This is a genomic window from Sphingopyxis sp. (assembly GCF_036402335.1).
Lineage (GTDB): Bacteria > Pseudomonadota > Alphaproteobacteria > Sphingomonadales > Sphingomonadaceae > Sphingopyxis.
Map to the genome: position 1 here is coordinate 1 of NZ_DASWTD010000498.1, position 10,447 is coordinate 10,447.

The window sequence follows — 10,447 nt, forward strand, 5'->3', positions numbered from 1 at the left end:
GTTGAGCGCCTTGACACGCTTGGTCATCGGGTTGCGGACGGTCAGCGCGCTGTAAAGGGCAAACAGCACCGCAAACACACCGACCGCGGCCAGCATCGTGCCGGCCCAGACAACATCGACGCCGAGCAGCGTCGGGCCGCGCTGCGCGCCGGTGAAGGCCGACGAAAGAAGGAGGCTGCTGTTCACTGGTTCTGCCCCTTCATATTTCGAAGCTGATCATCTTGGCCATGATACCGGCGCCGATGCTCATCCAGATCAGGCCGCCGATGCCGGCGATGATCAGGCGCTCTTCAAAGAAGAATCCCGCAAGATAGCTGGGGTTCATCGACCAGACGACGCCAAAGACGAAGAAAGGCAAGGCGCCGACGATATAAGCGGAGGCCTTTGCTTCCGACGACATGGCGCGAATCTTGAGTTTCATTTGCGCGCGCTTGCGCAGTACGTCCGACAGGTTCGCCAGCGTTTCCGCAAGATTGCCGCCGGTTTCGCGCTGAATCTGGATCGTGATGCAGAAAAACTGGAATTCGGGTGTGCCGAGCATCGTCGCCGATTCCTGGAGCGCGGCTTCCATCGTGTTACCGATGCGAATGCGTTCGATGACCGCCTTGAATTCTTCGCCGACGGGGCCCGGAAGCTCCTGGCTGACGACCTGGAATGTCTCGGTCACCGGCAAGCCCGATTTCAGACCGCGCACGAGCAGGTCGATCGCGTCGGGGAAGCGGGCGTTGAACTGCTTGACGCGGCGGTTGATCGTCTGGCCGACGACGAAATAGGGCAGGCCGAGGCTCAGCATCAGGCCGACCAACCCGGCCATCAGCATCGGCGCGCGCACCGCGAGCATCGCGCCGGTCACGACGACGAAAATGGCCATCGACGCGAGCATATATTGCGTCAGCGTCCAGCTCTTGCCCGTGCGGCGGATTCGCTTCTCCAGCTCTTCGCGGCGCGGCAACAGGCTGGTCAGCGCCGAATCCGCCTTGCTGCCCGACGCAATCGTTTTGCGCATTTGCGCCGCCACGACCGCCTCGGTGGATGCTGCGTGGCGGTCCTTGACCATCGCCAGCCGCCGCGTCTTCGCCTTGCCGACCGATGGGCCGCCAAGCAGAAGCACGAGGAGGGCAAAGGCCAGGAAGGCCCCGGCGATGATAAGGATGACTGGCAGGTTCATGGTCGGCTGATGTCCGCTTCTATCGCTGGTGGAGGTGACGGCCCGTCATGCGGGCCGTCACGCCGGCTGTTTCGCGCCCTTCTTGCTCATCAGGCCGAGCTTGCCGAGCAACGAGCCGCCGCCCGACTTGCCCTTTGCGCCAGTAATCTGCGCTTCCTCGGCTTCGACGTCGGCGCCGTCGAGGATCAGGCGCATCAGATTGCCCCATACCTGTGCCGATTTCGTGCCTTTGCAGATTTCGGCATAGGATTTGCCGAGCTTGGCGGACTGGCTGACCATTTTCGGATCGAACGGAATGACGATGTCGATCTGGCGTTCGATCGAGGATTCGAATTCCTTGCGCGACAGTTCGCCGATCGCGTTCTGGAACTTGTTCGCGACCAGCACGACGCGCGCGCCGGGTACGTTCTGCTTGAACCACGAGAGGAGGCGGATCGTGTCGCGCGCTGCGGCGAGCGTCACATCGCTGACGAGCAGGATCGTACCCGCTTCCGACACGAGGTGCGGGAAGGGGATCAGGACCTGGCGCGGAATGTCGACGATCGTCATCTCGAATGCGCCGCGCAGTTCCTCTTCCAGCTGGAAAAAGGCCGAACCGTCGGTCATCACGGGCTGGTGGATCGGCGCTTCCGCCGACAGCAGGCTGAGCTTGTCCGACGCCCGCACCATCGCGCGTTCGATGAACAGGCCATCGATACGGCTGGGATTGTCGATCGCGTCGATCAGGCCGCGGCCCGGTTCGAGGTCGAGCGTCAGCGCGCCGGTGCCGAAATGGACATCGAGGTCGAGCAGCGCCGTCTGGCGGCCGGCCTGCTCGCTGATCGCCCAGGCGAGCGAAGTCGACACGAGCGATGCGCCCACGCCGCCGCGTACGCCGACGACCGCCATCATGTGGTGCGGCTTGTCGTCGAGCATGTCGGCGTGCTTGGGTGCCGTCAGCATGGCCTGCGCCATGGTCAGCGATTCCCGCACCTGCTCGAGCGACAGCGGCTTCAGCAGATAATCCTGGATTCCGCTCGACAGCAGATCGCGATACAGGCGGACATCGTTCACCTGACCGGCCGCGATCACGACCGTGCCGGGCTCGCAAACTTCGGCGAGCGCGTTGATGTCGTTGATCGGATCACCCGATTCCGACATGTCGACGAACAGGATGTTCGGGCTGGCGGAAACCGACAGTGACTGCACCGCGTTACGCAGGCCGCCCTTGTTGCATTTCTCGATCGGCCAACCCATGTCGCTGGCCGCGGCGCGGATCAGCTCCAGCGTATCGTCGTCGCACACGAAGGCGTTGAAGGGATCACGCAGTCCCGCCATTTTGAATGGAGCGTTCACTGGCTGCCCTCCTTGCTGGTTGCCGATGCGGTGAGATCGCCTGCGCCGGTCTGGGGCTTTTCGCGATAAGTGCGGATGGCTCGCGTCGCCGCCGACGGATCGGTGCGGTCGTTGCGCGCGCCCTTGATCAGGTCATTGGGATCGGCGACCATCGCGGCCAGATTGCTGTTCGTCGCGCACCCATAGTTCGACGAGGTTGCGTTGACGACGTTGATCGCCGATTTGCTTGCCCAATCGGGACACCCCGGAACAAAGGCTGACGCGCGTGTGATGACGATGCGCAGATGGCCCTGCGGCACGGCGCCGGTGGTCACCGGTACGTCCCGGCTCATCAGCAGGCCGCGGCGTTCGATCATCGACCGGACGGTCGCCTGCGCCGAACTGGCGCCATAGACCGACGGATCCTCGATCGCGATACGGTCGCCGTAGCGAACCCCCATCGCATCGAGCCAGCCTTGCAGGCGGCCCTGCTCGCTGGGCGCGAGTTCTCCGTTCGAGGCCGCAACGTCGAATTGATGGATGGAGTTGCGTACGACGGGCTGGTGGACCGAATCGAGGCTGGTGTTGCTGGTGGCGGTGCCCGTGCATCCGGCGACCGACGTGGCCAGGGCCAGGACCGTCCAAGTTGCGATTTTCTTCATCACTTTGCTCCTGAAATCCGGCACGTCACTTGATGCTGAAGCCCGGCGCCGCATCGCCGGTGCCCCGTGGGCGATCGGCATCGCCGACACTGGTGTCGAGCCGCGGTTTCGGCCGGTCACCGCCTGTCACGCCGTTGCTTTCCTGGTTGAGCAGGAGCCGCTGAAGGTCGTTCGCATTCTGGTAAGCGTCGGTCGGCAGCTTGATGTCGTTCGCCGACACCGGATTGACCAGATACGGCGTCACCACGATTACCAGTTCGGTCTCGCCGCGGCGGAAGCTGTCCGATTTGAACAACATACCGAGCAAGGGCACGTCGCCGAGGCCGGGCAGCTTGTCGAGCGCGCCGATCGAACGGTTGTTCATCAGGCCCGCGATCATGAAGCTTTCGCCCGATCCGAGTTCGACCGTCGTTTCGGCGCGCCGGATCGTCAGCGCGGGGATCTGGAATCCCTCCATCTCGATCGCGCCCTCGGTCGACAGCTCCGACACTTCGGGACGAACGCGGAGGCTGATGCGGCCATTCGACAGCACCGTCGGCGTATAGGCCAGGCTGACACCATATTTGCGATATTCGATCGTCGTACCGGCAAGGTTGCCGGGGATCGGAACCGGAAATTCGCCGCCCGCGAGGAAGTCGGCGGTTTCGCCGGAAATCGCGGTCAGGTTCGGCTGTGCCAAGGTGACGACCATGCCCGACCGTTCGCCCAGATCGAGCGAGGCCATCAGGTCGAGCCCGAACAGGCGTCCGGCGCCGGCGAGGCTTCGCCCGCCCGAAGTGGGTGCGTTGAACTGATAGTTCGTGCCCATGATCGCCCTTGTGACCGGCTGGCCGGTAACGGGATCATATGGCCGGGGAACCGGGCTGCCGGGGAAGACCGCCGTGGGATAGGGGATGTCGGTGATCGTTCCGGCGGTACGGCCGCCGAAAATGCCGCCGAGGAATCCGTTACCCAGCACGCCGTCCTTGTCGCGCGTCAGCAGGTTGCCGCTCATTTCCTTGACCAGCGTCCGGTTCACTTCGGCGATACGTACCTGCAGATTGACCTGCAACGGCGTCGCGGTGCGAAGGCGCGAGAGCACTTTCGTGCCTTCGCCGACGAAAGCCTGGACCAGGCGTTCGGCTTCGGCCGCGTCGTCGGGCGACTGGACTGTCCCGGTGAGCAGCACGAAGCCGTTCATCGTGTTGGCCGAAACGCTCGCTTCGGGCATCGCCAGCGACAGCATCTGGTCGATCGTCTCGATATTGTTGCCGACGCGCGCAACGGTCGAATAGACGACCCGGCCGCTGGCATCGGTGGCATAGATGCTGGTTTCACCCGGCTTTTTGCCGAAGATATAGAGCTGGCGACCCGAACGGACCTGAACGTCGGCGACTTCGTCGTTGGCGACGAAAACGTCGGACATCGACGCGGGAAGGCTGATCAGGCGGCCGCGACCAACCGACAGGTCGATGCTGCTGTTCGCGTTCTGGGTCGCCTGCGCCGCCGCCTGTTGCGATGGAGCGGAGACAAGGGCGGCTGCAACCAGGCCGATGGCCAGGGTGCGGACAAGAGCCGCTGCCTTGAAATTGGCTTTGCTATTCATCTTACTTACCCCCAACCGGGACTTCGGTGACCTTGTCGCCGCGTGTCACGCGAACGACCGGTCCGCCACCGTAGCCCGATGCATATCCCCGCCCCGGCGATACTGCCGGTGCACTGCTCACCATCGGCTGCTGGCGCCCGCCGCCGCCGACGCGGCCGCTCACCGGGATCCAGAAGCGCGAAACATCGCCGCCCGTCGTCGCCGTCTTGGCGGTCGACGGGCGCGCCTGGGCCTGCGCCAGCATACGGCGTTCGGCTGCGGCGCCGCCCTTTTCGGGGACGTTGATGTCACCCGAGGCGATGGCGGATTCCAGTTCGCCGCTGCTTTCGGCGAGCGGACGAAGCGCGAGCGACAATTTGCCCATGCTCTGCGCGACCGCGATGCGTTCGGCGAGTTCGGGCGTCGCTTCGAGCGTCACCGAGCCAAAGGTGCGAACCGGAGTCTTGCCGGTTTCATCCTCGGCATCGTAACGCTGGTCAGTCGCGAGCACGCGAACGTTGCGCACGATCGTTTCGGCAGTGAAGAGTTGTTCGTCGGGATAGGAGCTGCCTTCCTTGACCTCGATGGTCTGGGCCAGCAGCACGTCGACGCGGTCGCCCGGAAAGACGAAGCCGGCGACACCCTGTTCCTGGCTGACCTTGACCGTCACCGCGCGCATGCCGGGGCCAAGCGCCGCCGCAAGGAAGCCACGATCGTCGGGATGGACGAGCGCACCCTGCGTCAGCGGCTGGCCCGCGGTGATCGGATAGCGGACGACGGTGCCGACCAGCGTGTTCACGTCGGTCTTGTCCTTCAGGAAATAGGCCTTCTGGACCAGATCCTTCGGCCAGGGCTGGAACCGGAAGCTGTCAGGCCCGATAATCGTGCCGACCGGCAGCTGCCGTGTTGCAACAAGGATCATCGGACCGGTAATTTCCGGTGCCGCGGCCGCGCGGGCCGGCGGAGCCGAGGCCCCGCGCATCATCTGATTGACCCCGAATGCCGCGCCGATGGCAATGACCAGCGCGCCGACGATCAGCATAATCTTTCGCGTATCCATGACGATTTTTCGCCTCCTGCACCAACCGGAAACGGCGGTGCTTGCCCTCAGGTTGAACCGATACCCTGAAACTGGTTAAGATATTGTTGGTGAAGCGCCCAAAGGCCCGCTGCGGCGATGGCCACCCCGTAGGGAACCTCGACCGGTTTTTCCGAAGGGCGCAATTTCATATGGATAAGCATCACGGCCGACAGGATGCCGCCGCCGACCGCCATGACCATGAGCATGGGCATGAACAGCGGAAGCGGGATCCAGAGCATCACCGCGCCGATCATCTTGACATCGCCGCCGCCCATCGCGCCGATCGCGAACAATCCGGCAAAGACCAGAAAGACCGCAAAGGCGGCGCCGAACTGGACCGCGACCCCGGGCCATAGCGCCAGCCCGCCGGCGATCCAGAAAGGGATGGCCAGCAGCGCGATCGCAGCGTTGAGTTCGTTGGAGATCGACCGCGACCGGATGTCGCTGACCGCCGCGGCAATCATCAACAGTCCGAGTATGACCATCAGGCCAAGCGAGATTGTGCCGCTATCCATCGGCTTTCTCCTACGCAATATGGCTTACCAAAGAGTAACCATGTGCGCGGGCAGGCCGGGATGGCTTGCATTCGCCGGGCCAGCCGATATGCGGCGGGCATGACCGACAAGCCGCCCTCCGCCACCGATATATTGATCGTCGGCGCGGGCATCGCGGGCGCCAGCCTGGCGGCGGCGCTGGCACCGTGGCGCCGCGTCCTGATGGTCGAGGCCGAGGAGGCGCCGGGTTATCACGCGACGGGTCGCTCGGCCGCATTCTGGCACGAAAGCTATGGCGGGGCAGGGGTGCAGCCATTGTCGGCCGCATCGTTCGCCACGCTCGATCACCCGCCTCCCGGGTTTTCCGACCGTGGCTTCCTGTCGCCGCGCACCGCGCTGACGCTGGGCCAGCGGTCCGAAGCCGCTGCAGTCGACGCCTTCACGGCCGAATTCCTCGCCAAGGGCGTCGCGGTCTCGCGCATCGGTGCCGATGAAATTGCCGACAAGATTCCGGGCGTGCGTCCTGCATGGAGCGAGGCTGCCTTCGAGGCTGCGTGCAGCGACATCGACGTCGGCCGTCTCCATGCCGCTTACCTGCGCGCGGCACAGCGCGCGGGCGCCGTGCTGGCCACGCGCGCGCCGCTCGTGTCCGCGCGCCGGACAAGCGGCGGCTGGGACGTCCGGCTGGGCGGAGGAAATGTCCATGCGGCGCTAATCGTCAATGCTGCGGGGGCGTGGGCTGACCGGGTTGCCGCGGCCTGCGATATTGCGCCGCTGGGCATCCAGCCGCTCCGCCGCACCGTTGTCCAGTTACGGCTCGGGGTGCCGGTTCCCGCCGACTTGCCGCTCGTCGTCCACGTCGGCGGCGATTTCTATTTCAAGGGCGAGAGCGAGGGGCGCATCTGGCTCAGTCCGCACGACGAGACGCCGACGGGGCCGCACGATGCTGCGCCTGAGGAATATGACGTTGCCCTCGCGATCGACAGGTTGCAGTCGGTGGTCGACTGGCCGATCGCGGCCGTCGAGCGCAAATGGGCGGGACTGCGCAGTTTCGCTCCGGACAGAAGCCCTGTTTTCGGCGCCGATCCACACGAATCGGCCTTCATCTGGTGTGCAGGGCAGGGCGGCTTCGGCATCCAGACCGCGCCCGCCATCTCCGCTTTGCTGGCAGCTCGGCTTGGCGCGCCGCCGCCCGAGGGGGCCATTGGGCGCGTCGATCCGGTGCCCTACGCACCGTCGCGTTTCGGCTGATCATCTGGCGGGTTGCGCGTGAAGCCGCCCGGCTTAACATGGCCGCGTCGCGTCACTCCCGGCGCGGGCATGACGAGTGGAGGATTTCATGGCCCATTATTTCGAGATTAAGAAGAACAAGGCCGGCGAGTTCGTTGCCTATTTCAAATATAACAGCGAACCGATCTTTTGGACCGAAGGCTATTCGAGCAAGGCATCGGCCAAGAATGCGATTGAATCGATCCTGAAAAACGGCCCTGGCGCCGAAGTCCGCGACGAGGATTGATGTGTCGCGCGGGCGTTCAGCGCGCCCGCGCGATTTCCAGGGCCGCGTCGCTCGCGAGCTGGTCGGCAAGTTCATTGTCGCCATGCCCCGCATGGCCTTTCACCCACAGCCACTCGACCTTGTGCCGGGCATTTTCCTTGACGAGCCGCTGCCACAGGTCGGCGTTGGCGACGGGCTTTTTCGCTGCGGTTTTCCAGCCGTTCTTCTGCCAGCCGAAAATCCATTTGGTGATGCCATCGCGGACATAGACGCTGTCGGTCGAAAGTTCGACGTTGCAGCTGCGCTTGAGCGCCGCGAGCGCCTCGATCGCCGCCAGCAACTCCATGCGGTTGTTCGTCGTCTCGGGCTCGCCCCCCGACAATGTCTTTACGACGTCGCCCCAGCGCAGGACCGCGCCCCAGCCGCCCGGACCGGGGTTGCCCTTGCACGCGCCGTCGGTGGCGACGATCACCGTCTTGCCCGTGCCCGTCGTCATGCGGCGGCGAAAAGGCTGGCGGCGTCGGGCGCGCTGTAGCGTTGCAGGCGCGCGAGGAAGGGCGAGGGATCCTTGCGCGTGACCAGCGCGTCGGCAGGGGTGTGCACCCAGTCGTGCGCGCGCGTCAGCAGGAAGCGCAGCGCCGCGCCGCGCGCCAGCAGCGGGAGCGCCGCGACCTCTGCGTCGGTCAGCGCGACTTCGCCTGCATAGCCGCGCATCAGCGCTTGCGCGCATGCCGGATCGCAGTGGTTGCCGTCGGCCGAAAAAGCCCAGGAGGCATGGGTGATGGCAAGATCGTAAGCACGGAAATCGCTCGCGGCGAAATAGAAATCGATGAGGCCGGTCACCCGGTCGCCGAGCATCAGCACATTGTCGGGAAACAGGTCGGCGTGGATGACGTGCGCCGGCAGATCCGCTGGCCAGTGCGCATCGAGATGCGCGAGTTCGTCGTCGACGATTGCCTGCAAGCCGGGCAACACCGCATCGAGATCGCCGGTTGCCGTGGCCACCGCTGCCCAGTGACGATGTCCCATGCTGTTGGTGCGCGAACCGGCATAGCCCTCAAGCGCGCGGTGCATTGCGCCGAGCGCGGCGCCCGCAGCTTCGCACTGGTTCGGTGTCGGATGGGTCAGCGAGATGCCCGGCAGAAACTGGATGACGCAAGCCGCGCGGCCGGAAACGCGCTGGATTGCGACACCGTCGCGGTCGCGCAGCATCGCGGGGACCGGGCAGCCGCTCTCGGCAAGATGGTTCAGAAGGTCGACGAAAAAGGGCAGGTCGCCTTCGCTGACACGCTTTTCGTACAGCGTCAGGATGAAACGGCCACCCGTCGTTTCGAGCAGGAAATTACTGTTTTCGACGCCCTCGGCGATGCCCTTGCACGACAGGACGGTGCCAATGTCGTAGCGGGCGACGAGCGCGGCGAGATCGTCGGGTTCGACGTGGGTGTAGACCGCCATCAGGCCGCCGCCGGTTCGAGCCCGCGCGGCAGTTTGAAGACCATATTCTCTTCGGCGGTAACAACCACCTCTTCGGTAATGGCGCGGACCGCGGCGACGGCGTCGATCACTTCGCGGACGAGCGTCTCGGGCGCGCTCGCCCCGGCGGTGATGCCCAGCGTCGCGATGTCGGCGAGCCAGGCCGGATCGACATCGGTTCCGCGCTGGACGAGGTGTGCGGGGGTGCCGAGGCGTTCGGCGACCTCGACCAGCCGCAGGCTGTTCGAACTGTTCGGGGCTCCGATCACGATCATGTGGTCGCACTGGCCGGCGATCGCTTTCACTGCATCCTGGCGGTTCGACGTTGCGTAACAGATATCCTCGCCGCGCGGGCCGCTGATCGCGGGAAAGCGATGCTGCAGTGCCGCGATGATGTCGCGCGTATCGTCGACCGAAAGGGTGGTCTGGGTCAGGAAGGACAGCATGCCGGGATCGGGCGGCGACAATGCCGCCACATCGTCGACCGATTCGACCAGCGTCATTGCGCCGTCGGGCAATTGGCCGAGCGTACCGATAACTTCGGGATGACCCGCATGGCCGACAAAGACGATGTGACGCCCCGTCTCATGCGCACGCTCGGCCTGGCGGTGCACCTTCGACACCAGGGGGCAGGTCGCGTCGATATAGTCGAGCCCGCGCATCTCCGCCTTTGCCGGAACCGCCTTTGGTACACCGTGCGCGCTGAAGACCACCGGCACGCCATCGGGAACCTGGTCGAGCGATTCGACGAAAATCGCGCCCTTGGCCTTCAGCGAGTCAACGACATAGCGGTTGTGAACGATTTCGTGCCGGACATAGACGGGCGCGCCATATTTCTGCAGCGCCAGCTCGACGATGCGGATCGCCCGGTCGACCCCGGCGCAAAAACCGCGCGGTGCGGCGATCAAAACCTTGAGTTCTGCCGCTTCGCTGCCTTCGGCGCGCGTCATGGGATAGGGAGCGTTCATAATGCGCGCGCTCTAGCGCAGCAGGCGCGTTGCGGTAAAGCGGCTTCGTCTATGTTGCGCCTTGTTCATCGCACCGATAAGAAGCGGCGCGCATGAAGCGGGATCACCGTCCCGATGCCTGCCAGTGTGCCTGTTTGGAAAGTCCGATTATCATGATGTCCATTTCGTTTCCGTCGCGTAAGTTCGTGACCGTGCTTTGCGGCACGGCAGCCATGGCGATGGTGGCGG

Annotated in this window: 11 protein-coding genes and 1 pseudogene; 2 read left to right on the forward strand and 10 right to left on the reverse strand. The window is 64.7% G+C overall.

The window, feature by feature from the left end; translation table 11 throughout:
• From VGD20_RS16230 to VGD20_RS16260, 7 genes and pseudogenes are all read right to left on the reverse strand, one after another.
• Nucleotides 1–186 (reverse strand): annotated as a pseudogene (locus VGD20_RS16230) (type II secretion system F family protein); the annotation flags it as partial.
• A gap of 13 nt (nucleotides 187–199) precedes the next feature.
• A complete protein-coding gene (locus VGD20_RS16235) occupies nucleotides 200–1,168 on the reverse strand; it encodes a type II secretion system F family protein (RefSeq protein ID WP_331135438.1) in 969 nt (322 codons plus the stop codon).
• Nucleotides 1,169–1,225: 57 nt separating this feature from the next.
• A complete protein-coding gene (locus VGD20_RS16240; RefSeq protein ID WP_331135439.1) occupies nucleotides 1,226–2,503 on the reverse strand; it encodes a pilus assembly protein CpaE in 1,278 nt (425 codons plus the stop codon).
• Nucleotides 2,500–3,144: a CpaD family pilus assembly protein gene (locus VGD20_RS16245; RefSeq protein ID WP_331135440.1), complete on the reverse strand. Its 645-nt coding sequence runs from the start codon at nucleotides 3,142–3,144 to the stop codon at nucleotides 2,500–2,502. Before VGD20_RS16245 ends, VGD20_RS16240 begins: the two co-directional genes overlap by 4 nt.
• Before the next feature lie 25 nt (nucleotides 3,145–3,169).
• The gene (locus VGD20_RS16250; protein ID WP_331135441.1) at nucleotides 3,170–4,729 is read right to left on the reverse strand and encodes a type II and III secretion system protein family protein; all 1,560 of its coding nucleotides are present in this window, start codon (nucleotides 4,727–4,729) and stop codon (nucleotides 3,170–3,172) included.
• A 1-nt stretch (nucleotide 4,730) separates the two neighbouring features.
• Nucleotides 4,731–5,768 carry a Flp pilus assembly protein CpaB gene (gene cpaB / locus VGD20_RS16255; protein WP_331135442.1) on the reverse strand — a complete coding sequence of 346 codons (1,038 nt, stop codon included), beginning with the start codon at nucleotides 5,766–5,768 and terminating at the stop codon, nucleotides 4,731–4,733.
• A 47-nt stretch (nucleotides 5,769–5,815) separates the two neighbouring features.
• Complete coding sequence (locus VGD20_RS16260; protein ID WP_331135443.1) at nucleotides 5,816–6,304, reverse strand: A24 family peptidase; 489 nt, start codon at nucleotides 6,302–6,304, stop codon at nucleotides 5,816–5,818.
• A gap of 99 nt (nucleotides 6,305–6,403) precedes the next feature.
• Between VGD20_RS16260 and VGD20_RS16265 the strand changes: the two genes are divergently transcribed.
• Together VGD20_RS16265 and VGD20_RS16270 are read left to right on the forward strand one after the other, a co-directional pair.
• The gene (locus VGD20_RS16265) at nucleotides 6,404–7,534 is read left to right on the forward strand and encodes an FAD-dependent oxidoreductase (protein WP_331135444.1); all 1,131 of its coding nucleotides are present in this window, start codon (nucleotides 6,404–6,406) and stop codon (nucleotides 7,532–7,534) included.
• An 88-nt stretch (nucleotides 7,535–7,622) separates the two neighbouring features.
• A complete protein-coding gene (locus VGD20_RS16270; RefSeq protein ID WP_331135445.1) occupies nucleotides 7,623–7,799 on the forward strand; it encodes a YegP family protein in 177 nt (58 codons plus the stop codon).
• Nucleotides 7,800–7,815: 16 nt separating this feature from the next.
• On the opposite strand, the gene rnhA is transcribed toward VGD20_RS16270, so the two are convergent.
• Genes rnhA through ispH form a run of 3 tightly spaced genes read right to left on the reverse strand, consistent with a single transcriptional unit; the run spans nucleotide 7,816 to nucleotide 10,219 of the window.
• Complete coding sequence (rnhA, locus tag VGD20_RS16275) at nucleotides 7,816–8,274, reverse strand: ribonuclease HI (protein WP_331135446.1); 459 nt, start codon at nucleotides 8,272–8,274, stop codon at nucleotides 7,816–7,818.
• Entirely contained in the window at nucleotides 8,271–9,233 is a 963-nt protein-coding gene (gene thrB, locus VGD20_RS16280) for a homoserine kinase (protein WP_331135447.1), read from the reverse strand. Before thrB ends, rnhA begins: the two co-directional genes overlap by 4 nt.
• Nucleotides 9,233–10,219: a 4-hydroxy-3-methylbut-2-enyl diphosphate reductase gene (gene ispH / locus VGD20_RS16285; protein ID WP_331135448.1), complete on the reverse strand. Its 987-nt coding sequence runs from the start codon at nucleotides 10,217–10,219 to the stop codon at nucleotides 9,233–9,235. The genes thrB and ispH overlap by 1 nt, the downstream gene beginning before the upstream one ends.
• Nucleotides 10,220–10,447: the final 228 nt, after the last annotated feature.

Coding starts and splice junctions, on each gene's coding strand:
- rnhA (WP_331135446.1), bottom strand. CDS start 8,274: ATGACGACGGGCACGGGCAAGACGGTGATCGTCGCCACCGACGGCGCG.
- VGD20_RS16270 (WP_331135445.1), top strand. CDS start 7,623: ATGGCCCATTATTTCGAGATTAAGAAGAACAAGGCCGGCGAGTTCGTT.
- VGD20_RS16265 (WP_331135444.1), top strand. CDS start 6,404: ATGACCGACAAGCCGCCCTCCGCCACCGATATATTGATCGTCGGCGCG.
- cpaB (WP_331135442.1), bottom strand. CDS start 5,768: ATGGATACGCGAAAGATTATGCTGATCGTCGGCGCGCTGGTCATTGCC.
- VGD20_RS16235 (WP_331135438.1), bottom strand. CDS start 1,168: ATGAACCTGCCAGTCATCCTTATCATCGCCGGGGCCTTCCTGGCCTTT.
- ispH (WP_331135448.1), bottom strand. CDS start 10,219: ATGAACGCTCCCTATCCCATGACGCGCGCCGAAGGCAGCGAAGCGGCA.
- thrB (WP_331135447.1), bottom strand. CDS start 9,233: ATGGCGGTCTACACCCACGTCGAACCCGACGATCTCGCCGCGCTCGTC.
- VGD20_RS16250 (WP_331135441.1), bottom strand. CDS start 4,729: ATGAATAGCAAAGCCAATTTCAAGGCAGCGGCTCTTGTCCGCACCCTG.
- VGD20_RS16245 (WP_331135440.1), bottom strand. CDS start 3,144: ATGAAGAAAATCGCAACTTGGACGGTCCTGGCCCTGGCCACGTCGGTC.
- VGD20_RS16260 (WP_331135443.1), bottom strand. CDS start 6,304: ATGGATAGCGGCACAATCTCGCTTGGCCTGATGGTCATACTCGGACTG.